This window comes from Melissococcus plutonius ATCC 35311, assembly GCF_000270185.1.
Lineage (GTDB): Bacteria > Bacillota > Bacilli > Lactobacillales > Enterococcaceae > Melissococcus > Melissococcus plutonius.
This window is the reverse complement of sequence record NC_015516.1, coordinates 624,695-650,715: the sequence shown is the minus strand read 5'-3', so window position 1 is coordinate 650,715 and position 26,021 is coordinate 624,695. Positions and strand designations below refer to the sequence as shown.

Below are 26,021 nucleotides of genomic sequence, written 5' to 3'. Positions count from 1 at the left end.
TAATAGTATTTTTTAATTTTTGCTTAGATTTAAAAGAATATATCCCTCCAGTTACCTTATAATGTAAGGTAACTTCTTTTTTATTTTTGTATTAGGAAATTGATTAATTATCTGTTTAAGTCTAGGTAGTTCGGCTTCATCAGCAATAAAGTCAATTGGTTCTTGTATCTTTATATCATGCATAGTAATGCCATAAACAAAAGTAACTCCACTAATCATCGTTAAGGAAAGAGCAATAAAAATAGTTGCCATACTAAGCAAATTTTTTCCTCGCTTAAGATGCAATTGAATATTGCTGTACACCACCATCTGTAATCCTTGATAATAGTTTCTTTTAATTTTACTAAATAAATGAACAATTAAAAGAATGCTATATCTTAAAAATAGATAGGTCCCTATAATATATAAAAATAGAATGCTTAATTCAACAATATTTAGAGAAAATTTTGCTATATAGGTCTTCATGTCATAAATTAAACCATAATTTAACAATATAAAAAAAATACCCAATACACCAAATACAAATTGTACTTTTTTAAATTTATGGTTGTTTAAATATTCATTATGATAAACATGTTTATTTAAATTATAATGATAGATTACCCACATACTGCGTACTAAAATAATTATAAGTAAAAATATAAAAATAATACTTGTCTGTATCATCGCTGGAATAGAAACATAGAACAAACTATTTACGTTTAAAAACATCGCTTTAACTAGCATCATTAAAAATAATTTTGAAAAAATGATGCCTAAAAATAATCCAACTCCTAGGGCTGTAATGCCTAAAAATAAAATTTCTTTAAAGAAAATAAAGAAGATATGACTTTTGCGCATCCCAATCAACCGATAAACCTTAATTTCTTGATTTCTTTTCAACAAAAAAAAGTGATTTGCAGCTAACATAAATACTAAAACCATTAAAACAACTAAGAAATTACCTGAAAACATTAATCCTTGAATTGGTATATTTTTTCCAGCACTTTTTATCAAAGATTGATTATAAGCAATCACACTAAAACAATAATAAATCATTACAGCAAAAATCATACTAATAAAATAAACAGAGTAGTTTAAAAACTGTGACTCAATCTTTTTCCATGTTATTTTGAAAATCATTCGCCTTACCACTTCCTCCAATTGTTGCCTGCATATCAATCACCTGATCAAAAAATTCTTTTCTGGTTCCTCGACGATGAATTTCAGAAAAAATTGTTCCATCTTTAATAAATAAAATACGATTACAATAACTTGCTGTATAAGGATCATGTGTCACCATTAAAATAGTTGTCTTATCTTGGGCATTCATTTCAGACATATAACGCAAAAGTTCTGCTGCCGATTTAGAGTCTAAAGAACCTGTTGGCTCATCTGCAAAAATAAGTTCAGGCTGAATAATTAAAGCACGGGCTGCAGTGACACGTTGACGTTGTCCAATTGAAATATTTGCTGGATAGCTGGTTAATAATTCCTCGATACCTAAAACTTTTGTAACATGCATAAAACGTCGTTTCATTTCTTTTATAGGAAAATGATCGACGGCCAAGGGTAATAAAATATTATCCTTTATATTTAATGTATCAATCAAGCTAAAATTTTGAAAAATAAATCCTAATTTTTTACGTCTAAAATCACTTAACTGATTATCTCTCATCCTCAAAGTATTTTGGCCATTTAATTGAATCATACCTGCATCTGGTAGTAAGGTAGTTGAAATAATATTTAATAATGTCGTTTTGCCTGCGCCGCTTGGACCCATAATACCTACAAATTCACCTTGGTCTATTGAAAAAGAAATATTATTTAATACATGAACCTTATTATAACGATAACCAAACGATTTACTAATATGATTCACTTCAACAATTTTCTTCATTCGATTACTCCCTTTCTTCTCACTCTTATTTTAACAAGCATTCATCTCTATAAATACCTCCTGTTGCTTTAATAATAACTTCTCTTAAAAAAATTAAAATAACAACCTATTTATCAAAAGGTCAATCTAAAAAAATAACTAAAACTTGTCATCAAAAATTCTTAATTCTAGCAGATTCATTTATTTTTATGATGAATAACTTTCAGTGTAACTCTTTATAAAATTATATTTGAATATAAAATAAAATCAAAAAACGTTTTTAGCAAAATTTTACTTAAAAATACATAAATAAATTCAATTTAAGCAGATTATTCTGTTTGATTTATTTTGATTCATTGGTTGTTTACTTATAAGACATTACACAGCATGTATCTTTTTTGCACCATTTTTCTAAAGATATTTGCATAACTATTATTTATCATAACAGAAGCTGTCAAACCACTATATATTGATACATTTTTAATTTTTTAATGAATTAAACACCATATATAGTTGCAACTATTTTAAAACTGTTTTATTATAATATTGAGCAAAAAATGAGGAGTGGATAACAGTGATGGAAATAAAACAAAAAGAAAGAACAACAAATGATGACATCAATCTATCAAAAATCAAAATTATCAAAAGAGATGGACGTTTAGTTGATTTTTCTAATAAAAAAATTTATGATGCCTTGATGAAAGCAGAAAGACAAATCAATGGTTCTCTAGATCCACTTGCATATGAACGTATTCAAGAAATCCTTGATCGAGTAGATCAAGAAATTTCTGAACGATTTACAAATAATGTGAAAATTTATGAAATTCAAAACATTGTTGAACATACCTTGCTTGAAAAGAATGAATATGAACTTGCTGAAGCCTATATCAATTATCGGACACGTCGAGACTTTGAACGGAGTAAAGCAACAGATATTAATTTTACTATTGGCAAATTAATTAATAAAGACCAAACAATTGTTAACGAAAATGCCAATAAAGATAGTGATGTATTCAATACACAGCGTGATTTAACAGCTGGTATCGTTGGAAAATCTATTGGACTTAAAATGTTACCCTCACATGTGGCAAATGCTCATCAAAAGGGGGACATTCATTATCATGATTTAGATTATCATCCCTATACACCAATGACAAATTGCTGTTTAATTGATTTTCATGAAATGTTGAATAATGGTTTCAAAATTGGTAATGCAGATGTTGAATCACCAAAATCCATTCAAACAGCAACTGCTCAAATTTCCCAGATTATTGCAAATGTTGCTTCTAGTCAATATGGTGGTTGTTCAGCAGATCGTTTGGATGAATTATTAGCTCCATTTGCCGAACTAAATTATCAAAAACACTTAAATGATGCACTAAAATGGATTGATTCTTCAGAAAAGCAGCAACAATTTGCAAAAGAAAAAACAAAAAAAGATATTTTTGATGCCATGCAAAGTTTAGAATATGAAATTAACACGTTATTTACTTCAAATGGCCAAACACCATTTACTTCTTTAGGATTTGGTTTAGGTACAAACTGGTTGGAACGTGAAATTCAAAAAGCCATCTTACAAATTAGAATTAATGGATTAGGCATTGAGAAACGAACAGCCATTTTTCCTAAACTAATCTTTACATTGAAGCGAGGAATAAATTTAGAAACATCAGATCCTAATTATGATATCAAGCAACTAGCTTTAGAATGTTCAACTAAACGGATGTATCCAGATATTTTAAATTATGATAAAATTGTTGAATTAACGGGTAGCTTTAAAGTACCCATGGGTTGTCGATCCTTCTTACAAGGTTGGAAAGATGAACAGAACCAGGAAGTAAACGTTGGTCGTATGAACCTAGGTGTAGTTACATTAAATTTACCACGAATTGCCTTAGAAGCACAAGGAAACAAGGCAGCCTTTTGGTCTTTATTACAGGAACGTTTAGCAATTATAAAGGATGCCTTAGTTTTTCGTGTAGACAGATGTAAAGAAGCTGCACCAACCAATGCGCCAATCCTTTATATGTATGGTGCTTTTGGCAAACGACTTTCTTCTAAAGAGTCTGTGAATGAATTATTTAAAAATCGTCGTGCAACAGTTTCCCTAGGTTACATTGGTCTTTATGAGGTTGCTACTTCTTTTTATGGTGGCGAATGGGAAAGCAATCCTGAAGCAAAAGAGTTTACTCTAGCCATTTTAAAAGAACTAAAAACAAAGGCCGATCTTTGGGGAGAGGAATATGGTTATCATTTTAGTGTTTATTCAACACCAAGTGAAAGTTTAACAGATCGTTTTTGCCGTTTAGATACAGAAAAATTTGGCATTGTTAAAAATATAACTGATAAAGAATACTATACGAATAGTTTTCATTATGATGTTAGAAAAAATCCAACACCTTTTGAAAAATTGGATTTTGAAAAGGACTATCCAAAATATTGTTCTGGTGGATTTATTCATTACTGTGAATATCCCGTCTTACAACAAAATCCAAAAGCTCTAGAAACAGTTTGGGATTATGCTTACGATAAAGTTGGGTATCTAGGTACCAATACTCCAATTGATCATTGCTATGTTTGTGAATACGAAGGTGATTTTACACCAACAGAAAGAGGTTTTGAATGTCCTTCATGTGGAAACCATGATCCAAAATCTTGTGATGTAGTCAAACGCACTTGTGGCTATTTAGGTAATCCACAAGCACGTCCGATGGTTCATGGTCGTCATAAAGAAATTTCTTCTCGTGTCAAACATATGAAAAAGCAATAAAGGTAGCTTGTTATCTACTTTCTACCATCATGAAAGGAGATTTTGCTTTGAATAATCCAAAACCTAAAGAATGGCAATCTACTGAGTGGAGTGAAAATCGGATAGCTGATTATAAACCCTATACTTTTGTAGATGGTGATGGAGTTAGAAATAGTTTATATGTCAGTGGTTGTTTATTTGCTTGTGAAGGATGTTTTAATAAAGCGATTCAAGATTTTCATTATGGTATTCCTTTTACAAAAGAATTGGAAGATACCATCTTAGCTGATTTAGATCATCCCTATGTACAAGGACTAACGCTACTTGGTGGAGAGCCATTTATGAATACAGAAGTTTGTTTAGCTATTGTTAAACGTATCAGAAAAGAATTCGGTCACACTAAAGATATTTGGAGTTGGAGTGGATATACATTTGAAGAACTATTGAAAGAGACACCTGATAAACTGGAATTACTTCAATTAATCGATATTCTGGTAGATGGTCGTTTTATATTGGCTAAACGTAATTTGAATTTACAGTTTCGAGGTAGTGAAAATCAGCGAATCATTGATATTCAAAAATCAATCCAAAAAGAAAAAATCATTCTTTGGGAAAAATGTCATGATGCTAAAACGAGTTATGAACAAATAAAAAAAGCAAACTTAATTTGATATATCAAAAATAGAAGTGAAAAGATCTGCCCATATTAAATAAAAAATAATTGGGTTACCAGATATTCACTTCTATTTTTATTCATTTTAAATAATATATTTCTATTCTTTATCTATTTCTCCTGAACAGTTGAACGTTAGCCGAGCTAAAATAGAATATAAACAATTCGCCATTTAATTCATTAAATCATTAAATCATTAATTCCAAAGTGGTAATGAAATATTTTTATAGGTTATTGGTGCTAAGTTTGTTAACGTAATTCCTAATAATCGAATATTTTTTTTCCATTCTAGCTCATTTTCCCAAATCATCTGTACTTGGTAGAATAAGTCTTCTTTCATATAAATATATTCTTGTAGTGTAACCCGTTTAGTGATGGTTGTATAATCTTCATAGCGAACCTTTAAAACAATGGTCTTTCCATGTTTCTGAGCTTGTTGAAGAGAGGCTTCTACTTTCATTGCCAACTGCCTTAATTGTGTCACTACTTGTTCTTCTGTTGCTAAAGGCTTTCTATATGTATGTTCTTTTCCAACTGATTTACGATCCTTGGTAGCGTCTACCGGTGCATCATGAATGCCACGAACCTTACGATATAGAGAATAGCCCATCTTACCAAAATGCTGGATTAATACTATCTCACTGACATGATAAAGATCTCTTCCAGTATAAATGCCAAGTTCATGCATTTTAGGAACTGTTTTCTTTCCAATTCCATGAAATTTTTCAATTGCAAGATTTTTCAAAAAATCTTCTGCTTCTTCTGGCAGAATAACTGTTAATCCTTTTGGTTTTTGATAGTCAGAAGCCAATTTTGCTAAAAATTTATTATAACTGATACCTGCTGAACAAGTTAATTGTAATTCTTGCCAAATCGTTTGTTGGATCAAACGGGCGATTTTAATGGCTGATTTGCTATGTAATTTATTAATGGTCACATCTAAATAAGCCTCATCAATGGAAGCAGGTTCAATTATATCTGTATATCTACAAAAAATAGTGCGAATTTGCTGAGAAACTTCTGAATATTTTTGATAATTTCCTGGTTTAAAAGTAGCTTGTGGGCATAATTCATAGGCTTTTTTTACGCTCATAGCCGAATGAATGCCATATTGACGAGCAATATAATTCGCTGTTGTAACTACTCCTTTGCCACCAGTATCACTTGGATGTCTTGCAATTACAAGTGGGTGACTTGCCAATTCTGGGTGATCACGTTCCTCTACAGAAGCAAAAAAAGCGTCCATATCGATATGAATAATTTTTCTTGAGGTATCTTTCTTTAAAGGAAATCTTAACTCGCTTCTCATTTCTCACCGCTTCCTTTCAAATTGATTATATATAAAATATATGTTCGAAAGTAACTCTAGTTTTAAAGTGAGTAAAAAATTTGATAGAAAAAAAGAGTCTTTTAATCAGCTATAGTTATTTCAGTTGTTTTATTCTGCTAAACAAATGAATTTTATTCATACGATGAAAAAATGATTATAAAATGAAAGGTTCATTTCATTATTCTAAATGATATTTTTTATAAACTTCTTGTTTTTTTAATCCATATTGCTTCGCTATTTCTTTTATAGCCTCTTTAGAAGTTTTTCCATCTCTGATAAGTAATTGAACTTGTTCCTTAATTGGTGGTAACTCATCAAGGTTCCACTGAATCTCTTCTTTTGTTTTACCAGCAATTAATAAACAGCATTCTCCCTTGATTGTACACCTAGATAGATAATCAGATATCTCTTCAAGAGTACCTCTTAGATATTCCTCATGTAATTTCGTCAATTCTCGACATATGACTGCTTGGCGTTCATGCCCATATATTTGGGCAAAAGTTTGAACAGTTTGTTTTAATCGGTAAGGTGATTCATAGAATATCTGTGTGGCTTGTTGTTCCCTTAGTCCTTCTATAATCTGTTTTTGTTCATTTTTATTCCTTGGTAAAAATCCATAAAAAAGAAAGGGCTGTGGCAGTAATCCAGAAGCTATTAATGCGGTAATGCCAGCACTAGGTCCTGGTAAGGCAACAACAGGTATTCCTTCATCAATACAGGCAGTAACCAATTCATGTCCTGGATCACTAATAGATGGCATACCTGCATCACTCACTTGCGCGATTTTTGCTCCATTTCTTAAACGTTCCAGCAGTCTTGGTATTCTTTCCTTATAATTATGTTCATGTAAACTCAATTGTGATTTCATAATTTCGAAGTAATTTAACAATTTTTGTGTATTTCTTGTATCTTCACTTGCAATTAGATCAACTTCTTTTAAACAATTCAAACAACGAACACTTATATCTTCTAAATTGCCAATTGGAGTAGGAACAAGATAAAGACAGCCTATCTCGATATTCTCAAAACTTTTTTGTTTTTGCATCGTACGTCTTTTTCTCTCCTCATCATTTTTCTTTTTCATTTTCAATTAAACAAAAACCAACACATATCAATCTGTACCGGCTTGCATTTATTTTATAACTCATTTATTTACATCGCTCACCATAAATCACTTCTAAACAAAATGCACATTCTTCATCATTTTCTCTTCTCGAACCATATAAAATGTTACAGACATGGAATCCTTCTTCATATAACTTTTCTAAATTCATACGGGATTTTGATAATTCTTGTTTTGAAGAATCTATCTCATTAACAGATAATCGATTTAGTTCTTGCAAATGTTCACGTAATCGCTGATTTTCAATCTCTAAAGTTGTATTTTTTTCTACCAATTCATGAAGTGACTCTTTAATTTCTTTTAATTGCAGTAATGTACATTCTAAATCACTTTCTAACGAATTTAGGCCGTCATACAATGAACGCTTATCCATTTTTAATCACCTTTTTCAACATTCTGCAGTGCCATTTCTGTTGCCTCTTTAATTTCTTCATAACTGTAGTCAACTGCCATCTCATGTCCAATCAAGCGAACTTTAACCAAACGACTTAATAAATTTAAACCGACTACTTTTCCTTTACCGTCTGGTGTTATAACCTCACTACCATAATCAGGTAGTACTTTCTTTGCCAATTCATATTCATCATTTTCATATTTCAAACAACACATCAAACTACCACATAATCCAGAAATTTTAACAGGATTTAATGATAATCCTTGATCCTTTGCCATTTTTATAGAGACAGGAATAAAGTCACCTAAAAAGGTTGAACAACACAATTGCCTACCACAAGGACCAATCCCACCTAACAGTTTCGCCTCATCTCGTACACCAATTTGACGTAATTCTATCCTCGTCCGAAAAATCGCTGCTAAATCTTTTACCAATTCACGAAAATCAATTCGACCATCTGCAGTAAAGTAAAAAATCATTTTGCTTCTATCGAAAACATACTCAATTTGAATTAATTTCATTTCTAGTTTATGTTCTGTAATTTTTTTTGTAGCAATTAGCAATGCTTCTTGTGCATCTTCTATATTTTTCTGATGTTTTTCTAAATCTTTTGTTGTTGCTTTACTTAAAATTGGTTTTAGTTCATCTGGTAAATCCTCAACATCTATCTCTTTCTTGGGTATAACAACCGTTGCTAATTGCTTTGATTGTTGCGTTTCGACCAATACTTTTTCATTATAAGAATACTCAGAAGTACTAGGAGAAAAATAATAGATATGACCAGCTTCACGAAAACGAACTCCTACTGCTTCTACCATTTCCATCCTCCCAGCTTATTTTTATGAATGATATGTAGAGCAAGTTGTTCCATAACACCTTGCCAACTAACATTTGCTTCCCACTTTTGTTTTGCTTGTAAAATAAATTCCATATCACTTGTAATCTTTTCTAATGAAAGATTCTCATCTTGAAAAGTAGTTGAATGTTTTAATAATTGATAAAAATAGGCAAGTAATAAATCAAAGCTTAATGCTTGTTGATCCTTTTCTTTAAAAATTTTTATCATTTTCTTTTGTACATAAATGAATGCTTGTAGATCATCTTTTTTGAAATATTCAACCCATTGGCCAATAGTCTCTCTAGCTTCATTAAACCATTCATCTTGAGATAATTCAACCGCTTTATTGAAACTACTTGTTAATTCTATCAGAAGTTCAGCAGAAGTTTGACTTACTTTTTCATTTAACAGAGCTTTGAATAAAGTTCTTTTGTTCAATGGTTGAAAATGAAGTATCTGACAACGTGATTGAATTGTAGGTAACATTTTTATCAGTTGAGTTGTTTCCAAAATAACCATGCTTTCATTATTAGGCTCTTCTAAAAACTTTAATAAACTATTTGCTGCACTTACATTCATTTTGTCTGCTTGTTCAATTAAGAATACTTTCTGAGTTGTTTCCATTCCACTTTTTGTAAATTCAGATTTTAAACGTAATACCTGATCTTTTTTTATAGTTTGACCATCGGGAATTATTTTTAAAACATCTGGATGCTCTTCTTTTTGAACACGCAAACAATTATTACAACGATCACAAGGTTCACTATTAACAATTTGTGTACAAAATAATAATTTTGTCAACCATAGTGCACACTCTTTTTTTCCAGTTCCCTTCATCCCTTCAAAAAGATAGGCATGTGATAGATGTTTATTTATAAAACTTCTTTGCAATTGCTGATAGATATCTGCTTGATAATCGTGCAAATTAACCTGTTCACCCATTAGTATTGAAAAAATCCTTCAACTGGCAAAAGAAAGACGGTGGCGCCTCCTACTTCTACCTCAATTGGATAAGAAATTTGTCCATCCATTGCCATATCCAAAGTAATAGGAGTTGAAGCATATTGTTTTCTAGATTTACAAGTATTTTTAATCAATTCTAATGTCTCTTCAACACGCTCATCCTCAATACCAATGATAAATGTACTGTTTCCAGACTTTAAAAAACCACCTGTCGAAGATAATTTTGTCGCACGAATATTAGCATCAATAAATTCATTTGACAAATGATTACTGTCTTTATCTTGAACTATCGCTAAAATGATTTTCATTTCTTCACCTTTACCTTCTTAGTTTTCAAAATATTCAGGAAAACGATCAACAATAGTATAATAAGTCTTTTCAACTACTTCTTTAAAACACATTCTTGCATCAACCTTTACTATCCGCTGTGGATTTTCATCAACTAATTTTAAATATTCATGGCGAACGCGTTGATGGAATTCTAATCCTGCATTATCTAAACGATCAAACTGTCTTCTGTGGCTGTTTTGAATACGATGTAATCCTGTATCAGAGTCAACATCTAAATAAATAGTAAAATCTGGTACGGTGCCCTCAATTGCAAATTCGTTAATTTCAGCAATCGCCTTGACACCTATTCTACGACCAGCTCCCTGATAAGCAAGTGAACTATCTAAAAAGCGGTCACATATCACAATTTTACCGGATTCTAATGCTGGTAATATTTTTTCTATTAAATGTTGACGTCTAGCTGCTGTATAAAGCAAGGCTTCTGTTCGCTCGTCCATTTCATTACTTTTTGGATCTAATATAATTTGCCGAATTTTTTCTGCAATTAAGCTTCCGCCTGGCTCTCTTGTTCTTACAATTTTTTGTGTAGCCACCTTATCCAATTTAGGATATAACTCGTTTAATACGCTTGTTTTACCAGCACCATCTGGTCCCTCAATTGTTATAAATAATCCCTTCACGTATTGCTGCGCCCCTATCTAAAATATTTACATTTACTCAATAAAAATTATTATTTCTATTATTTATTTTCATCTTGTTGAGTTAAGAAAAAAGAAAATTCTAACTATAATGTTAATTACAATTCTCTTCTTCCCTCAATCGCTTTTAAAAGTGTTATTTCATCTGCATATTCAATATCACTACCTACAGATAATCCATGTGCTAGACGGGTTACTTTAATACCAGCTGGTTTAATAAATCTTGAAAGATACATAGCAGTTGCTTCCCCCTCAGTCGTTGCATTTGTTGCTAAAATAACTTCTTTTATTTCATCATTATGCAGTCGTTGAATCAAAGAGGCAATATTTATATCTTCAGGACCTGTACCTTCCATCGGTGAAAGAACACCATTAAGTACATGATAAAGGCCATGATATTCACGCATCTTCTCCATCGCTGTAATATCTTTAGGTTCCTCTATTACTAAAATGGTACTATGATCTCTTGTTTTATCTTGACAAATATCACAAAGATCCTCTTCAGTAATATTTCCACAATTACTACAAAAATGAAGATCCCTTTTGACACTGATTAAAGATTTTGCAAAATTAGTAACATCTTCTTCATCCATATCAATTGTATAAAAGGCAAGCCGAATCGCTGTTTTCTGTCCAATTCCCGGCAGTTTCATATAACTTTCAATTAATTTAGCAATAGGTTGTGGATAATACATCTATTTCCTTCTTTCTAAATAAACAAGCCGCCCGATTGCACTGAGTTAAGATAAAAATTTTGATTTTTTTTATTATAAACCTGGCAATCCTTTTGTATACTTGCCCATTGTTGATTCTGTTTCTGTTTCAATTTTTTCAAGCGCATCATTGACAGCCATTGTAACCAAATCTTCTAACATTTCAATATCATCTGGATCAACAACTTCCTTATTAATTGAAACATCTTTTAATTTTCTGTCACCAGTAAAGGTCGTTTTTACTAGAGCATTTGTTGCTTCACCAACGAATTCTTTGGCATTTAATTCTTCTTGAGCTTTTGCCATTTCCTTTTGCATTTTTTGAACTTGTTTCATCATACCTTGCATATTTCCCATTCCACGTATCATTTAAATTCTCTCCTTTAATCATGAATAATTTCGGTAAAATCTTTTCCAAATATCTCTAAAGCTTTTTCAACTACTGGATCAGCTTCTATTTTTTCTTCTGTTAATTCCTCACTAACTTCATTAGTATTATCTGCTGAATTTTTTTTCTCTTCATTCGAAGAATGAAATTCGTTTTTATTTTGCTGAATAAATGCTTGTCGTGTTTTTGGCCAGCTTTCTCTTGTAATACAAACAATCAACGGTGCATAATCGATTAATCGACTTAAATTATTTTGAATGGCCAGCTGCAAAGCTTGGTCTTGATTGACCTTACTACAAACAATTTCATAATCAAATACAACAATTAAGCCATTAGAACTAGCTGCAACTGGCTCACTTGCTTTTATCATTGCTCTTTGAGTTACTGTTAACATTTGAAGCATATCATCCCAAACTTCTTTTACTTGTTGTAAATGTTGTTTTGTAGCTTGAGTTAATACTTGATAAATTTGTTCAGTAGATACACTTTCTGCATAATATTTTTGCTTGTTTGTTGATACTGTATCTCTGTTTTTTTCTGGTAAGATTACTTGATTTTTTTTCAATGCAGTTAATTCATTTTGAATTTGTTCTATCTGCTTAGAAAGTTCAGCTATTTGCTGCTTTTCTATAGGTGATTCTGTTTTTAAATGTGAATGTGTTTCTGCTTCTTTTGTTGTGTTGGCTAATTTTACTGTTGCTACCTCTAGATAAATAGCCGTATTATTTGTAAAACGTATATCATTTTGTGTATCACTTAAAATTTGAATAAATGTATAAATTTTTTCAGCAGAAGTTTCTTGTGCCAGTTGCTTAAATGTTTCTGTTAGATTTCCTACCTTTTCAGTTAATAATGTAGGTGCTTGCTGGTACATCAACAAATCCCTACAATAGAGTAATAAATTTTCTACCAAGCGATTGGCTTCTTTTCCAGCAGAGAACATTCCTTCAAGTGACTCCAAGGCTTTCTCCGCTTCACCGGATAAGCAATACTCAATATATTGGTCCATCATTTCATCAGTCAAACTACCTGTTATTCGTCTTGCATCTTCTACCGTGACTTTTTTATTATTAAACGAAATAATCTGATCAAGAATACTTAACGCATCTCTCATTCCACCTTCTGCCGTCTGGGCAACAGTATATAATGCTTGTTCTTCATATTCAATACTGGTTTCTTTTAAAATAAAAGCTAAATGGTGAACAATGTCATGAACATTAATTCTTCTAAAATCAAATCGCTGTGTTCGTGAGATAATCGTTGCTGGAATTTTGTGTGGTTCTGTTGTTGCTAGAATAAATACAACATTTGGAGGTGGTTCTTCAAGTGTCTTAAGCAAAGCATTAAATGCACCGGTTGAAAGCATATGTACTTCATCAATAATATACACCTTGTAATCAGAAGAAGTTGGTGCATATTTTACTTTGTCCCGGATATCCCGAATTTCTTCAACACCATTATTACTTGCCGCATCGATTTCAATGACATCATTTAGGCTTCCTGAAGTAATTGCAAGACAAACATCACAGATATTACATGGCTCACCGTCATCATTATGCTTACAATTAATAGCTTTAGCAAAAATTTTTGCTGCACTTGTTTTTCCGGTTCCTCTAGGTCCGGTAAATAAATAGGCATGAGAGGTTTTCTTTTGTGCAATGGCATTTTTCAGTGTTTGTGTAATCGCTTTTTGTCCAACAATATCATCAAAACGCTGTGAACGCCAAACACGATAAAGTGCTTGATAAGACAAAAAATATCCCTCCTTACATTCCTATATCTTATTATACGTGATTTTCATCATTTAGACATTAAAAATCGTTAAAAGAACCAAAATTAAAAGAAAAAATAAAAATTTTTGATAGATATTTAATATAAAAGCAATTTTAAATTTTTTGTTGTTAACAAAAAATAAAAAATGGTACACTCATCAAAACAATGAAATTGATTTTGAAAAAGTAGAATTAAAAGTCCATTTGTATTTTAATGCTAAATAACTATCTCTCAATTTTTATTTTTCAATTTTATTATAATTATAAAAATTTTTGTTTCTGTTCACTAATTGTTTCAATCATTATTTCTATATAAAAACAATTAATCTTAAACCATTTTTATGTCTCTAGCTTGATTGGAAAATTATTTCTTCTAAAAGAAATTGTAATTCTTTTAATCATTTATAAAAAAATTCATCGTCACTTTACTATTAAAAACCATATTACTAGCAAACTAAATCGTTTTTTAGTAACATGGTTTAAAAAAGACACATTATCAGATCTTAGCCGTTGAATCACGGAGAATCAACTTTGTTCCAATTGTAATTTTCCTAGGAACTGGTACCTCTCCGGCAATTAATGACTGAATCGTTTCAACTGCCAATTCTCCCATCCATTCGGTATATACCTTAACAGTCGTTAAAGTCGGATTTATATATTTAGCTATGCTAATATCATTAAACCCAATGAGTGAGATATCTTCAGGAACTCGGTAATTTGCTTCTTGAATCGCTCGTAGAGCACCAATTGCTAAAGCATCATTTGAAGCAAAAAAAGCTGTAGGACCATCAGAACATTCATATAAAAATTTTTTCATCGCTTGATAACCGCCTTCTACAGTGAAAGGACTCGTCACAACCCATTTTTTTTGGAATAATGACAAATGTCTCATTTCCTTTTTAAAAGCAACCAATCGTTCATCTTTTAACATTTTTTGGTCTTGTCTGGTATATTCTTCACCAGACAACATTCCAATTTTTGTATGTCCCATGGCTAATAATTGTTGAATAACAGAGTGAATGCCATAAGTAAAATCAACTACCAATGAATTATAACCTAAATTTAAAGCATCAAAATCAACAAAAAGAATGACTGAATGAATAGATGCCAATTGCTTGACTTGATGTTCATCAAATTTACCTAATGCTAAGATCCCATCAACAGTTATCTGTTTTAAGTCTTCAAAAGGTTGTTTGATAAGTTCAATTCCTAATTCTTCCGCTTTTTTTTCAATACCTAATCGAATAGATAAATAATAAATATCTTCTAATTCCTCTTGATCATTATACCATTGAATAAATAACAATTTTGCTGTTTTCAACTTTTGTTTCTTTTTATATTTTGTATAATTTAAGTTTTCAGCAATTTCAAAAATTTTTTTCTTTGTTTCTTTTCCAACAGCAAGCTTGCTATCATAATTTAATACCCTAGAAACAGTGGCAGATGAGACACCGGCTAATTTTGCAATATCCTTTATTGTTGCAATCTTTATCACCTGCTTCTTTTAATTATAAGTTTTCTAAAAACGCTTGAAAAGCCGCTTGTCCTTGTTGATCATTTTTGAAAACACCAGCATCTTCTAATACTCTAGCAAAGACTTTTCCAATTTCTTCCTCAATAATTTTTTCAGCATTTTCAGCTGTGAAAGAATACTGTTCTTTTATTTGATTTGCCCATGAGAGATGATAATCGGCAATTTTATTTGGTTGGTCTAAAACATAATGAATAACTTCTTTCATTTCTTGTTCCAATCTTGGTGGTAAAATAGCTAAGCCCATTACCTCAATTAACCCAATGTTTTCTTTTTTTATATGTTGAACATCAGGATGTGGATGAAAAATACCATCTGGATATTCTTTAGAAGTATTGTTACCCCTTAATACTAAATCTAATTCAAACAGGTTTTCTTTTCTTCGAGCAATAGGTGTCACTGTATGATGAGGTGTACCATCCTCAGAGAAAGCTTGTATATTTAATTCAGCATTTGAGTATTGCTGCCATTTTTCTAAAATACGTGTAGCTGCTGAAATCAATTCTTCCTGATTAGGGCTTTGTAAACGAACAACCGACATTGGCCAATCAACAATACCGATATTCATCAATGGGTATTCTGACCATTCTATATATTTTTTAGTTTCCGCTTTTTCCATTGGAAAATGATGTCGTCCAGCTTGATAATGATCATGTGTTAAAATTGATCCACCAACAATTGGTAAATCTGCATTAGAACCAACAAAATAATGTGGCAAAATTTCAATAATTTTGATTAATCGTTTAAAAGTTTCCTGATTAATTTTCATTGGTCGATGATATTCAGATAAAATAATAGAATGCTCATTATAATAAGTATAAGGAGAGTATTGAAATCCCCAACTTTCTCCATCAATATTCATGCGAATAATTCGATGATTCGTTCTAGCAGGATAATCTACGCGGCCCTTATATCCTTCATTTTCCATACAAAGCTGACATTTTGGATAAGTGTTATTCTCTTTTTCATGTTGTTTTGCTGCAATAGCTTTAGGATCTTTTTCTGGCTTAGAAAGATTAATTGTAATTTCTAATTCTCCATAATCCGTCATAACTGTGAAATATTTATTCTTCGCTATTTCTTGTGTCTTAATGTAATTGTTATTCTCACATAGTTGATAAAAATAATCGGTGGCTTCTTTTGGTTCTTTTGCGTAATGTTGTGCAAAAAAAGCATTCACCACTGAAGGTGGTGGGGTAAGGAAATCCATTAATAAGGCTTCAAGTTGTTCTGTTTCTGCAATTGAACTAGCATCAATAATATGATTTTCTTTTGCTTTTTGAATCAATTCAGCTACCAATGTTAAAGAAGAATCAGGTACCACTGATGGAACGACCTCTTCCATTGAATTCTCGCCAATAATTCCTAAAATTCTGTTTTGTAAATACAAGCGGTCTAAATCCATCCAACCACCTGCTTGAATCGCCAATGTTACAAAATCAGCGATTGTTTGACTAATTGCCACAATTTTTCCTCCTAATCATTATAACCAGCTGGATGTTTCTCATGCCATTGCCATGCGGTTTGAATAATTTCTTTAATGCTTGTTACTTTTGGTTGCCAGCCAAGAATTTGTTTTGCTTTTTCACTAGATGCAACTAACGTACTAGGATCACCTGATCTTCTAGCAACAATTTTTGCTGGAATTTCCTTTTTTGTTACTTCTCTTGCTGCTTCAAGGATCTCTTTTACAGAATAGCCAGTATTACTACCTAAATTAAAGACATCACTTTTTCCACCATTCTCTAGATATTCTAAAGCTAAAATATGTGCAGCAATCAAATCCTCAATATAAACATAATCTCGAACGCATGTTCCATCTATTGTTGGGTAATCATTTCCATAAATATTTAACACGTCACGTGTTCCTGAAGCAACCTGTAAAACAATTGGAATTAAATGTGTCTCTGGGTGATGATCCTCACCGATAGAAGCATTCTTTTTAGCACCAGCAACATTAAAATAACGTAATGCCACAAAATGCATACCATAAGCACCATCACACCATTTCATCATTTTTTCCATCATCAATTTACTTTCACCATATGGATTGGTCGGATTTGTTGGTGTAGTTTCCTTAATTGGTGTTTCTTTCGGTTCGCCATAGGTTGCTGCAGTAGAGGAAAAGACGATCTTCTTAACACCAAATTCTTGCATCACTTCTAAGAGAATTTGCATACCATATACATTATTATTAAAATACATTAATGGTTTTTCAACGGATTCACCAACCAAAGAATTTGCTGCAAAATGAATAATTCCCTCAATATTTTCTTTTTTGAAAACCGATTTTAAAAATTCTTTATCTCGAATATCACCTTGATAAAATATTGCTTGATCATTAACTGCTTCTCGATGCCCAGTTTGTAAATTATCAATGACGATTACTTCATATCCCTTAGTGATTAACTGATCTACTGCATGTGATCCAATATAACCTGCGCCACCTAATACTAGTATTGACATTTTTTCACTCTCTTTCTCAATTTAAAATTTTATCAATCGATTTTTTATAATTTTCTAGTTCCATCATCAATAGCAGCTGGATAAAAATCAGCAGCATATCCAATTTGTTCTTTGTAAGTATCATCAACATTTTCAATGAACGTCTCTGTCTGATCTCTATTGACTAAGGCAATGGCACAACCACCAAAACCGGCACCTGTCATTCGTGCTCCGAGTACACCTGGTTGTGATTGAGCTGCTGCAACTAGTGTATCCAATTCAGGTCCGGTTACTTCATAGTCTTTCCTTAGTGAAGCATGTGAAGCATTTAAGAGTTGGCCAAATGTAACCAGATCATTTTCTTTTAATGCCTTTTCTGCCTGTAATGTACGTTCATTTTCACTCACTGCATGTCGTGCTCGTTTAAGTAGTATGTCATTAGGAATCAAGTTTTGATTTTCTTTTAATTGTTCTTCAGTTAACTCGCCTAATGAGTGGATGGGTAGGGATTTTTGAAGAGCTTGTAAAGCTTTTTCACATTCAGTTCTTCTTTCATTATATTTTGAATCAGCTAATTCTCGGCGTTTATTCGTATTCATAATTATGACTTGATGATCAGAAAAATAAGCCGGTACATAATTATACTCTAAAGTGTTGGTATCTAAAAGTATCGCTTGGTTTTTTTTGCCCATGCCAATTGCAAATTGATCCATAATTCCAGGGTTAACACCGATAAAATTATTCTCAACCTGCTGACCTATTTTAACTATTTATAATCTTTTTATAGCAATTTAAAACAAATCATCAACAATAACACCCATTAAGAGTTCAATCGATGCAGAAGAAGAAAGACCTGCACCATTTGGAATATCTCCACAAAACAAAATATCCATTCCAAAAGTTAATTGTGGATACTTCTCTTTTAAATATTTGAGAACGCCTTTAGGATAATTTGCCCAATCATCTTCTTTTTTATAGACTAATTCATCCAAATTACTTTGAATAATACCTAATTGTGGAAATTTTTCCGAATAAAAACGTAGTTGATTATCTTGTCTCTTCCTAGCAGCCCCGTATGTTCCAATTGTAATTGCTGCTGGAAAAACATGTCCACCATTATAATCAGTATGTTCACCGATCAAATTAATTCTTCCAGGTGAAAAATAGATGCCTTCAGATGCTTCATCAAAAATTTGTTTAAACAATCCTCCTAATTTTTCCTTCATTCTCCTTTTCCCCTTTTCTTTTAGTAAATTTATTATAAAATATTTACTAAATATTAACAATTATTTTATTTTAAATTTTGTAGAAAATTGTTGGAATTTTTTTGCTTTGTGTCTCATAATAAGAATAACTAGAAAAAATTATGGAGGCAGATTCTTATGAAAAAATTCTTTTCCGGCGTACTATTCGGTATTGCTTTAACTTGTGCAACTGTTGCTGGATTCTCAGCTATGGTCAAAAAAACAGTCATTGATCCAATTGAAGAAAAAGAAGATATGATTGAAGAAAATAGAAAAAAAGCAATGCGCAAACGTGTTGCTCGCTAGTTAAATAATAATCATAAAGATTGAGAAAAAGAAATTTCTCGGCCTTTACCTTTTTCTTAATTCTGTAAAAAGAATTGAAAAAACTAGTCATTTTTTGAATCATGAATCAGATTAAAAAGAAAAACAATAAAAAGCAATTTTGCTTTTTATTGTTTTTAATGATTAAAAACCAATTATTAGTTAGAAATAATTACTACATTGTTTTCTTTTTTATTTTTCCTTGCCAATTTTCATAACCATCTTTTAAATAAAAAATATTTGTATAACCATTTTTTCTTAGTTTATTTGCTGCTCGCATACTTAGCGCTTTTTTTTGATCATATAGATAAATTGGTTTATCTTTTCTTAAAGATCCCATAGTTGCGTTAAGCATACTATACGGCAAATTTCTTGCTCCCAAAATGTGTCCAGCATTAAAAATATCTTTTTCTCTTAAATCGATTAATTGGGCTTTTTTCATTTCTGCTTTGAAATCTTCTTCTGATAAAGCTTTTGCCGATCTTCGTGCCATTAAATGTATGTATAACTCAATACCTCCCCAAACAATTACAATAACAAAAATGATAATCCATAAAATTAATACCATGATAGGTTACTCCCTTTCTTTATTCAATATCTAATTTTCCAAATAATTTAATGCTAATGAGGCTGCACCAATAACACCGGCTTCATTTCCTAATTGTGCTAACTTGAGTTTAGTACTTTCTCTAACTTGTGGGGAAGTAAAACGATCAAAATATGTTTGAATACGACTTCTCAAGAATTCACCGGCTGCAGAGACACCACCACCAATGATAATGCTATTTGGATTTAATGTATTGCCAATATTTCCTAAAGCAAGTCCCAAAAAATAACAAACACGATCTACTACTTTTAATGCCAATGGATCATTTTCTAATTCTGCATAATTAAATACATTTTTACTTGTAACTGCCTGCCCTTCATCAATGGCTTTCTTTAAAGAAGAATTACCAACATATTCTTCTGATAGTTGTCTAGCTACTCGAACAATACCAGTAGCACTTGATACTGTTTCAAGACACCCTCTTTTTCCACAGGTACATTTGAATCCATTAGGATCAACCGTAACATGTCCAATCTCACCAGCACAACCCTTTGTTCCATGAATTAATTGTCCTTGTGCGATAATGCCACCGCCAACACCTGTGCCTAATGTGATAAAGACAACATCCTTACTATTTTTACCTGCTCCCATCCAATCTTCACCTAGAACAGCAACATTTGCATCGTTGTCTAACATAAAAGAAATGCCTGTTTCTTCTTCTACTTGATTCTTTACAAATTGTAAGGTATTCCAATTTAAATTATATGCACCAATGACTGTCCCTTTTTCAATATCGACACTTCCTGGTGTTCCCATGCCAATTCCAATAAACTCTTCTGGTTGCATGTGATAAAGAGCGAGTCGATGATTAATTGAAGCGACAATGTCATCAATAATATGGGTACCCTCATCTAAAATATTCGTTTGAACACTCCATTTTTGTTGAATAATGCCATCTACAGTTAAAATAGCAAATTTGATTGTAGTTCCACCTAGGTCAATACCAATTAATTTCTTATCCATCATTCAATTCCTTTCTGCTTTCTTTCTTCTATATGATGTTCTCTTTTTAATACTCTTAACGCTTTTAGATAGGTTTGTTTATCAATCAATTGTCCATCATACAGATTCTTTAATTCAATGATCATTAATTCAATATCATATATTCTTGACCCTACATAGATATAGATACCAAATTGTTTGAATAGTTGTTGTACGTCATATAAAGTTTTCATACAAAACTTCCTTTCTCACTAGAAAAATACTCCATACCTTTTTAGTCCAAAAGCAAAACAAATACAGAGTAGAAATAGAAAAGCTATTGCCGCAGCTAATCGCTCTCTAAGACTAAAAGTTTCGTTTTGTTTGGGTAGTGAAAAAGCAACTGAGAGTAGCAATCCACCAAATAGTCCACCGATATGTCCCATGATATCCACCGAACTACTAAATAAATTAAAAATTAAATTAATCATAATAAAAATTGTATATTGACGTACCATTTCTAAAATAGCTGGATTATTTTTAAAATGTTTACCTAAAATAACAAATGCACCAAATAAACCAAATAAAGCAGTACTAGCACCAGCAGAAATACTATTTAAAGAACCAAAACTGAAACTTAATACATTTCCAGCAATCCCACTTAATAAGTAAATACCTAAATAACGCCAGTGACCATAGATACGTTCAATTTGTTCACCGATATAGTAAAGCGTAACCATATTAAGTATTAAATGCATCCAACCAATGTGAAGAAAAATTGGAGTAAACAAGCGCCAATATTCTTTATTTATTAATATATAAGGACGTACCAAGGCTCCAAACTGAATTAATACCCTACTATTTTCTGAACCGCCAGAAAATTCCATTGCTAAAAATATAATAACAGTAATACCTATTAAGCAGTAAGTGATAAATGGCTGCTTCAATAAAGATTGTATCTTCTTTTGATTATTCATTTTTGCCTCCTAATTTATCAATAAATAATTTTTGAACAGGTTGATCAAAAATTTCAGGTTGCCAGTTTTCAAAAATTTGCTCGTTAAAAACAAAGCTACAGGTTTTTCCTGAATAGTTTTTTAGAAATCGATCATAGTATCCCCCGCCAAAACCAATTCGAAACCCAGATAAATTAAAAATGATTCCTGGAACTATGATCAAATCCAGCTTTTCTTTTGGGATCCATAAATTACTGGATTTTGGTTCTTCAATTCCTAAACTATTTTTTTCGAAGGCAGAATCACTAACAACCTCATGAAAAATTAATTGTTTTTCCCTCATCACCTTTGGTAGCGCAATTATTTTTCTTACTTTAAACGCTTCCTCAAATAACCGAGTCATATTAAATTCGAATGGCAATGGACGAATCGCTCCAATAATCTGTGCTTCACGCCAATAATCGCTAGCAAAAAATGCTGAATAAATAGCTGCTTCTTTGGTTGCTTTTATTGTAGGGTGTTGTCTTAACCGTTTTAAGTTTTCTAAACCTAAAATACATAATTCATCTTTTTTCATATATTTCCTCTTGTTCTATTAAATCATTCGTTAGTTGACATGACTCTGATTTTTAGTTTATTAAAAACAAACAAAAATAGCAATCAATAATTTATTGTTTTATTTATTATCCATCAATTTTAAAGAATAAAATAAAAACAAATAAATGATCAAAATATAAATAAATAAAACAAAATTGTTTTCCTCGTTTATAAGAAAAAACAATAAAAATTTCTAACCATCAATTCATAAATATTTTTATTAAAAAATAAATATTGAAGCCTACATTAGACTAAAATTTCAAACAAGTAAAAAGAAGCAAGATATATTCTACTCTCTTATTTGAAAGAATTTTTATTTGTAAAAATATCTAAAAAGTTTGAGTAAAACTACAAACTCTGTGTATATAGCATAAATAATATAGGAAAAACGCTTGTACCCTATTATTACTATTTCATTTCTAGCTACCAAGAATTATAAGTATAAAGTACAAATTGAAAAAAGTAGGATAAAAATTCACATAGTCTATAAAAAATACATTTATTCTTTTATATAAAATCATGTTACCAAAAAAGATAAAAAGGAATTAACAGTTTTTAAAAAAAGAACTAGGCGATTATCTTAACTAACTTGTTAGAAATAAATTTTATTGTTAAATTGAAAACAACTTGGTTATTGATTATTTTCTTGTTATACTATTAACTATCTATGTTTTAAGGAGTGATACAATGGGAGACAAAAAATCTATTTCTAAAGTAAATATTCCATGGAAAAAAATAAAGAAACATTAATTGCTATTTTATTTATATCTATTGTTTCATTTCTAATCATGTCTCCTCAGATATATAAACATTCAATTATTTTAGGAAATGATTCAAATTTTCATATGAATAGAATTTATGAAATTTATATGCAAATTAAGAATAATACATATAACTATTTTCAATCAATGTATGGGTTTCAACAATCTGGTCGGATTGTAAATGCTCTATATAGTCCTGACTTTTCTTTTTTGCAGGCATTACTACTTTTAATAACCAAAAATTGGTTTAGATTTCAGTTAATCTCGTCTTTTCTTTCGTTTTGTATTGCCGGTATAACAATGTATTCATTAGGTAGATTTTGTAAAATTCAGTATTCACTATCCTTAATAATGTCTTTTATGTATATGTCAACAACAGCTATTGGATTTTATTCATTATGGTAAACCTTTTCAAGTTGGGGAGCTGCCTTTCTTCCATTAATATATATTTCTGCTATAAAAATGATTACCGATGATAAAGAACCAGTTAATCCAATTTTATTAGCAATTCCTGTAGTCATTCTTTTGAATGTACATTTATTCACCTTTATAATTGCTATTTTTAGTTTATTTCCATTTTTTATTGTTGGTATGTTAAAAGTTAAAAATAAAACAAAAATGTTATTAAATACTTGTATTGCAATACTAATTACTACTTTACTTTCAGCAAGATTAATTACTGCCATTATTGAAATTTATGCAACAAATACTATTACAAAACCTTATCCAGTCGAGAAAATGATGAATAATGTAATGCAATTTTCTATCAGTGAACCCGGATGGATGAAACTAGGATTTATTTTCTCTACTTTGTTTATCTTTATGTTCGTAATTACAGTTTTCTATTGGAAAAATTTATCAATAGTTGAAAAAAATATTAATTGTGTAGGGCTTATTTTCCTTCTTTTATCTTCTAACTTGTTACCATGGGATGATATACCAAGAATATTTAAATTAATCCAAGATATACAATTTCCACAAAGATTTATTAATATTACCTTTGTTCTACTTATTTTGGGTTTTACGTTATTTTTACAACGTTTAACAGAGTCAAAATTCAAGATTAAAACAATTATTTTAACTGTATTCTTAACTATAACGATTTTTTCATGTATAAATATTAATAAACTTATAGCAGATAGTTCAAATGCATGGCATTCAGGTAATCCTATATCAACAGATACAAATGCAACTAAAGTACTGAGTTCTAATCCCAATGAAATAAAACAAGCTTATAGTGGAAGTAAACATTTAGGTCAGGGATTACAATTAGTAGTTAAGCTTGTTTCTGACTATCTACCTACCAAAATTAATGCTAAAGAATTATGGAAAAAGAAACCTTATGATATATATTGGCATGAAATTGTTATGAATCATTTAAACATTAAAAAAACTATCTCGAAAAAGAAAATAATACAACTTACTTGGATAAATGATAGATTTAATCAAAAAGAAACGTTATTACCTATTATAGCTTATAATAGAAGTGAATTATGGCTAAATGGAAAAAAATTAATTTCCACTGATTATAAAACATCTAATATTGGTAGTGTTATTATTAAGGCTAAAAAAGGAAAGAATGTATTTGAAATTGGTTATAAACCGAGTAAGATATTTTCTATAGCACGATATATGCAAATAGTTTCATATTTAATTTTATGTATATACTTACTAATAATTTTAATTAAAAAATGTAAGAAACAATCATAAAAATTTGCCTTCTTAATGAAGGCAGATTTTTATTTAATAGTATCAAATTTATCCAAGACAGATTTAAATTAAGATCGTTCAATTTACTATTTGATATTAATTTTCAACATATAAGTATCTACTATTTGGAATACTTAAACTATTTCTATTTTGTATTATAGTCTGTTTATTGATTATTAGTAGTTACTTTACGTAAGACCAAATTGGAAGCCAACTATATCATTAAATATTTATAAATTTTGATATTTAAACAATATAAATAATAATTATAACAATTGCTGATTTATTTTTATTATATTTTCAATTTTTTAATATTTAAAAATTATAAAATAAGCTTAATAATTGCTTAGAATTTTAATATAGAAATTAATTTTAACAATAAATATTTAATTTTATATCTTTTTTATATGCATAATCTACTTACTTTCACCATCAATTACCAATAAGTATTTGTTTTAAGATTGATACATACAAATAATTTTCTGTTAAATCAATATCATTTATTTCTCTAGGAACATAGGAAAAATACCAATATTGCCAAAAGACAAAACATAATTATAGTTTGGATACTCTACTAATTTTAATTTTTCATAAATTGCTTTTATTCATTTATATTTTTCAAAATTATTTAATATGATTAATTTATTATTTGCTGAATGGATTAATTCTCATAGCTTTTTAATTTATAAATTATTTAAATGAGAGCCTACACAGCTAGAATAGGGCATCACAAATTTGTCAGCCGAAGTAGAAAAAAACCAGTGAAATTTTTGCAAACTACGTCAATTTTTAAATCTATATCAGCGACTACATCAAAATAAGAAAAGTGAATAAAAAAGAGCTAGAAACCTTGTTATATAAGGTTTCTAGCTTATTAATAAAAAGTTTACTTAGTTTCACGATGTAAAGTAACTTTTCTTTCATTTGGACAATATTTTTTCTTTTCAAGGCGATCAGGATTGTTTCGCTTATTTTTGTTCGTTAAATAATTGCGATGTTTGCAAGAAGTACATTCTAATGTAATGTTTACACGCATTATTTTTCCTCCTTCATTTTTGAGTAACTCTTTTTAATGGGTAACTTTATCTTCTTTATCATAGCATTTTTTTTATTTAATTACTACCCTTTTCTAAGA

Annotated in this window: 25 protein-coding genes and 1 pseudogene; 4 read left to right on the top strand and 22 right to left on the bottom strand. The window is 30.4% G+C overall.

What is annotated here, in order from left to right; genetic code table 11:
• Positions 1-51: 51 nt before the first annotated feature.
• On the bottom strand, positions 52-1,122 hold the full coding sequence (locus MPTP_RS09375) for an FtsX-like permease family protein (protein ID WP_013773530.1): 1,071 nt from the start codon (positions 1,120-1,122) through the stop codon (positions 52-54).
• The gene (locus tag MPTP_RS02750) at positions 1,091-1,879 is read right to left on the bottom strand and encodes an ABC transporter ATP-binding protein (protein ID WP_013773529.1); all 789 of its coding nucleotides are present in this window, start codon (positions 1,877-1,879) and stop codon (positions 1,091-1,093) included. Before MPTP_RS02750 ends, MPTP_RS09375 begins: the two co-directional genes overlap by 32 nt.
• A 556-nt stretch (positions 1,880-2,435) precedes the next feature.
• On the opposite strand from MPTP_RS02750, the gene nrdD reads away from it, so the two are divergent.
• Positions 2,436-4,628 (top strand): anaerobic ribonucleoside-triphosphate reductase, encoded by a 2,193-nt coding sequence (gene nrdD, locus MPTP_RS02745; protein WP_013773528.1) that lies wholly within the window; start codon positions 2,436-2,438, stop codon positions 4,626-4,628.
• Between the two features lie 47 nt (positions 4,629-4,675).
• Positions 4,676-5,278 carry an anaerobic ribonucleoside-triphosphate reductase activating protein gene (gene nrdG, locus MPTP_RS02740; protein ID WP_013773527.1) on the top strand — a complete coding sequence of 201 codons (603 nt, stop codon included), beginning with the start codon at positions 4,676-4,678 and terminating at the stop codon, positions 5,276-5,278.
• Between the two features lie 198 nt (positions 5,279-5,476).
• On the opposite strand, the gene dinB is transcribed toward nrdG, so the two are convergent.
• The 14 genes and pseudogenes from dinB to MPTP_RS02670 all read right to left on the bottom strand — a co-directional run bounded on the left by dinB (position 5,477) and on the right by MPTP_RS02670 (position 18,992).
• A complete protein-coding gene (gene dinB, locus MPTP_RS02735) occupies positions 5,477-6,589 on the bottom strand; it encodes a DNA polymerase IV (protein ID WP_013773526.1) in 1,113 nt (370 codons plus the stop codon).
• A 199-nt stretch (positions 6,590-6,788) separates the two neighbouring features.
• Positions 6,789-7,655 carry a 16S rRNA (cytidine(1402)-2'-O)-methyltransferase gene (gene rsmI, locus MPTP_RS02730; RefSeq protein WP_015695238.1) on the bottom strand — a complete coding sequence of 289 codons (867 nt, stop codon included), beginning with the start codon at positions 7,653-7,655 and terminating at the stop codon, positions 6,789-6,791.
• Positions 7,656-7,758: 103 nt separating this feature from the next.
• Complete coding sequence (locus tag MPTP_RS02725; protein WP_013773524.1) at positions 7,759-8,106, bottom strand: DNA replication initiation control protein YabA; 348 nt, start codon at positions 8,104-8,106, stop codon at positions 7,759-7,761.
• A gap of 2 nt (positions 8,107-8,108) precedes the next feature.
• Entirely contained in the window at positions 8,109-8,945 is an 837-nt protein-coding gene (locus MPTP_RS02720; protein ID WP_013773523.1) for a PSP1 domain-containing protein, read from the bottom strand.
• Positions 8,939-9,907, bottom strand: a complete 969-nt coding sequence (gene holB, locus MPTP_RS02715) for a DNA polymerase III subunit delta' (protein WP_013773522.1) — start codon at positions 9,905-9,907, stop codon at positions 8,939-8,941. The genes MPTP_RS02720 and holB overlap by 7 nt, the downstream gene beginning before the upstream one ends.
• Positions 9,907-10,236, bottom strand: a complete 330-nt coding sequence (locus tag MPTP_RS02710) for a cyclic-di-AMP receptor (protein ID WP_013773521.1) — start codon at positions 10,234-10,236, stop codon at positions 9,907-9,909. Before MPTP_RS02710 ends, holB begins: the two co-directional genes overlap by 1 nt.
• Before the next feature lie 18 nt (positions 10,237-10,254).
• On the bottom strand, positions 10,255-10,899 hold the full coding sequence (gene tmk, locus MPTP_RS02705) for a dTMP kinase (protein WP_013773520.1): 645 nt from the start codon (positions 10,897-10,899) through the stop codon (positions 10,255-10,257).
• Between the two features lie 116 nt (positions 10,900-11,015).
• Positions 11,016-11,612 carry a recombination mediator RecR gene (gene recR, locus MPTP_RS02700; RefSeq protein ID WP_013773519.1) on the bottom strand — a complete coding sequence of 199 codons (597 nt, stop codon included), beginning with the start codon at positions 11,610-11,612 and terminating at the stop codon, positions 11,016-11,018.
• 72 nt (positions 11,613-11,684) lie between these two features.
• Positions 11,685-11,999: a YbaB/EbfC family nucleoid-associated protein gene (locus MPTP_RS02695; protein WP_013773518.1), complete on the bottom strand. Its 315-nt coding sequence runs from the start codon at positions 11,997-11,999 to the stop codon at positions 11,685-11,687.
• Positions 12,000-12,013: 14 nt separating this feature from the next.
• Positions 12,014-13,771 (bottom strand): DNA polymerase III subunit gamma/tau, encoded by a 1,758-nt coding sequence (gene dnaX / locus MPTP_RS02690; protein ID WP_013773517.1) that lies wholly within the window; start codon positions 13,769-13,771, stop codon positions 12,014-12,016.
• Positions 13,772-14,286: 515 nt separating this feature from the next.
• Positions 14,287-15,285 carry a LacI family DNA-binding transcriptional regulator gene (locus MPTP_RS02685; RefSeq protein ID WP_013773516.1) on the bottom strand — a complete coding sequence of 333 codons (999 nt, stop codon included), beginning with the start codon at positions 15,283-15,285 and terminating at the stop codon, positions 14,287-14,289.
• A gap of 13 nt (positions 15,286-15,298) precedes the next feature.
• A complete protein-coding gene (galT, locus tag MPTP_RS02680) occupies positions 15,299-16,786 on the bottom strand; it encodes a UDP-glucose--hexose-1-phosphate uridylyltransferase (protein ID WP_013773515.1) in 1,488 nt (495 codons plus the stop codon).
• Between the two features lie 11 nt (positions 16,787-16,797).
• Positions 16,798-17,787 carry a UDP-glucose 4-epimerase GalE gene (gene galE, locus MPTP_RS02675; protein WP_013773514.1) on the bottom strand — a complete coding sequence of 330 codons (990 nt, stop codon included), beginning with the start codon at positions 17,785-17,787 and terminating at the stop codon, positions 16,798-16,800.
• Between the two features lie 44 nt (positions 17,788-17,831).
• Positions 17,832-18,992 (bottom strand): annotated as a pseudogene (locus MPTP_RS02670) (galactokinase).
• A gap of 156 nt (positions 18,993-19,148) precedes the next feature.
• Here MPTP_RS02670 and MPTP_RS09235 point away from each other — a divergent pair.
• Positions 19,149-19,316 (top strand): DUF3042 family protein, encoded by a 168-nt coding sequence (locus tag MPTP_RS09235; protein WP_013773511.1) that lies wholly within the window; start codon positions 19,149-19,151, stop codon positions 19,314-19,316.
• A gap of 193 nt (positions 19,317-19,509) precedes the next feature.
• On the opposite strand, the gene MPTP_RS02665 is transcribed toward MPTP_RS09235, so the two are convergent.
• The 5 genes from MPTP_RS02665 to MPTP_RS02645 are packed head-to-tail and all read right to left on the bottom strand — an operon-like array spanning position 19,510 to position 22,395.
• Complete coding sequence (locus tag MPTP_RS02665) at positions 19,510-19,902, bottom strand: rhodanese-like domain-containing protein (RefSeq protein WP_013773510.1); 393 nt, start codon at positions 19,900-19,902, stop codon at positions 19,510-19,512.
• A 30-nt stretch (positions 19,903-19,932) separates the two neighbouring features.
• Positions 19,933-20,904 carry an ROK family glucokinase gene (locus MPTP_RS02660; protein ID WP_041363523.1) on the bottom strand — a complete coding sequence of 324 codons (972 nt, stop codon included), beginning with the start codon at positions 20,902-20,904 and terminating at the stop codon, positions 19,933-19,935.
• Positions 20,904-21,116, bottom strand: coding sequence for a YqgQ family protein (locus MPTP_RS02655; protein WP_013773508.1), 213 nt, complete (start codon positions 21,114-21,116; stop codon positions 20,904-20,906). The genes MPTP_RS02660 and MPTP_RS02655 overlap by 1 nt, the downstream gene beginning before the upstream one ends.
• Positions 21,117-21,134: 18 nt before the next feature.
• Entirely contained in the window at positions 21,135-21,839 is a 705-nt protein-coding gene (locus MPTP_RS02650; RefSeq protein WP_013773507.1) for a rhomboid family intramembrane serine protease, read from the bottom strand.
• Positions 21,832-22,395, bottom strand: a complete 564-nt coding sequence (locus MPTP_RS02645) for a 5-formyltetrahydrofolate cyclo-ligase (RefSeq protein WP_013773506.1) — start codon at positions 22,393-22,395, stop codon at positions 21,832-21,834. The genes MPTP_RS02650 and MPTP_RS02645 overlap by 8 nt, the downstream gene beginning before the upstream one ends.
• Before the next feature lie 1,243 nt (positions 22,396-23,638).
• On the opposite strand from MPTP_RS02645, the gene MPTP_RS09565 reads away from it, so the two are divergent.
• Positions 23,639-24,886, top strand: a complete 1,248-nt coding sequence (locus MPTP_RS09565; RefSeq protein ID WP_231849657.1) for a glycosyltransferase family protein — start codon at positions 23,639-23,641, stop codon at positions 24,884-24,886.
• 886 nt (positions 24,887-25,772) lie between these two features.
• Here the strand turns inward: MPTP_RS09565 and rpmG are convergent.
• Positions 25,773-25,922, bottom strand: coding sequence for a 50S ribosomal protein L33 (gene rpmG / locus MPTP_RS02635; RefSeq protein WP_013773502.1), 150 nt, complete (start codon positions 25,920-25,922; stop codon positions 25,773-25,775).
• Positions 25,923-26,021 lie beyond the last annotated feature (99 nt).

Coding starts and splice junctions, on each gene's coding strand:
- MPTP_RS02650 (WP_013773507.1), bottom strand. CDS start 21,839: ATGAATAATCAAAAGAAGATACAATCTTTATTGAAGCAGCCATTTATC.
- rsmI (WP_015695238.1), bottom strand. CDS start 7,655: ATGCAAAAACAAAAAAGTTTTGAGAATATCGAGATAGGCTGTCTTTAT.
- MPTP_RS02720 (WP_013773523.1), bottom strand. CDS start 8,945: ATGGTAGAAGCAGTAGGAGTTCGTTTTCGTGAAGCTGGTCATATCTAT.
- holB (WP_013773522.1), bottom strand. CDS start 9,907: ATGGGTGAACAGGTTAATTTGCACGATTATCAAGCAGATATCTATCAG.
- MPTP_RS02710 (WP_013773521.1), bottom strand. CDS start 10,236: ATGAAAATCATTTTAGCGATAGTTCAAGATAAAGACAGTAATCATTTG.
- MPTP_RS02665 (WP_013773510.1), bottom strand. CDS start 19,902: ATGGTATTAATTTTATGGATTATCATTTTTGTTATTGTAATTGTTTGG.
- galE (WP_013773514.1), bottom strand. CDS start 17,787: ATGTCAATACTAGTATTAGGTGGCGCAGGTTATATTGGATCACATGCA.
- MPTP_RS02695 (WP_013773518.1), bottom strand. CDS start 11,999: ATGATACGTGGAATGGGAAATATGCAAGGTATGATGAAACAAGTTCAA.
- dinB (WP_013773526.1), bottom strand. CDS start 6,589: ATGAGAAGCGAGTTAAGATTTCCTTTAAAGAAAGATACCTCAAGAAAA.
- nrdD (WP_013773528.1), top strand. CDS start 2,436: ATGGAAATAAAACAAAAAGAAAGAACAACAAATGATGACATCAATCTA.
- MPTP_RS02660 (WP_041363523.1), bottom strand. CDS start 20,904: ATGGATAAGAAATTAATTGGTATTGACCTAGGTGGAACTACAATCAAA.
- MPTP_RS09375 (WP_013773530.1), bottom strand. CDS start 1,122: ATGATTTTCAAAATAACATGGAAAAAGATTGAGTCACAGTTTTTAAAC.
- MPTP_RS02655 (WP_013773508.1), bottom strand. CDS start 21,116: ATGAAAACTTTATATGACGTACAACAACTATTCAAACAATTTGGTATC.
- recR (WP_013773519.1), bottom strand. CDS start 11,612: ATGTATTATCCACAACCTATTGCTAAATTAATTGAAAGTTATATGAAA.
- rpmG (WP_013773502.1), bottom strand. CDS start 25,922: ATGCGTGTAAACATTACATTAGAATGTACTTCTTGCAAACATCGCAAT.
- MPTP_RS09565 (WP_231849657.1), top strand. CDS start 23,639: ATGATTACCGATGATAAAGAACCAGTTAATCCAATTTTATTAGCAATT.
- MPTP_RS09235 (WP_013773511.1), top strand. CDS start 19,149: ATGAAAAAATTCTTTTCCGGCGTACTATTCGGTATTGCTTTAACTTGT.
- MPTP_RS02645 (WP_013773506.1), bottom strand. CDS start 22,395: ATGAAAAAAGATGAATTATGTATTTTAGGTTTAGAAAACTTAAAACGG.
- MPTP_RS02725 (WP_013773524.1), bottom strand. CDS start 8,106: ATGGATAAGCGTTCATTGTATGACGGCCTAAATTCGTTAGAAAGTGAT.
- MPTP_RS02750 (WP_013773529.1), bottom strand. CDS start 1,879: ATGAAGAAAATTGTTGAAGTGAATCATATTAGTAAATCGTTTGGTTAT.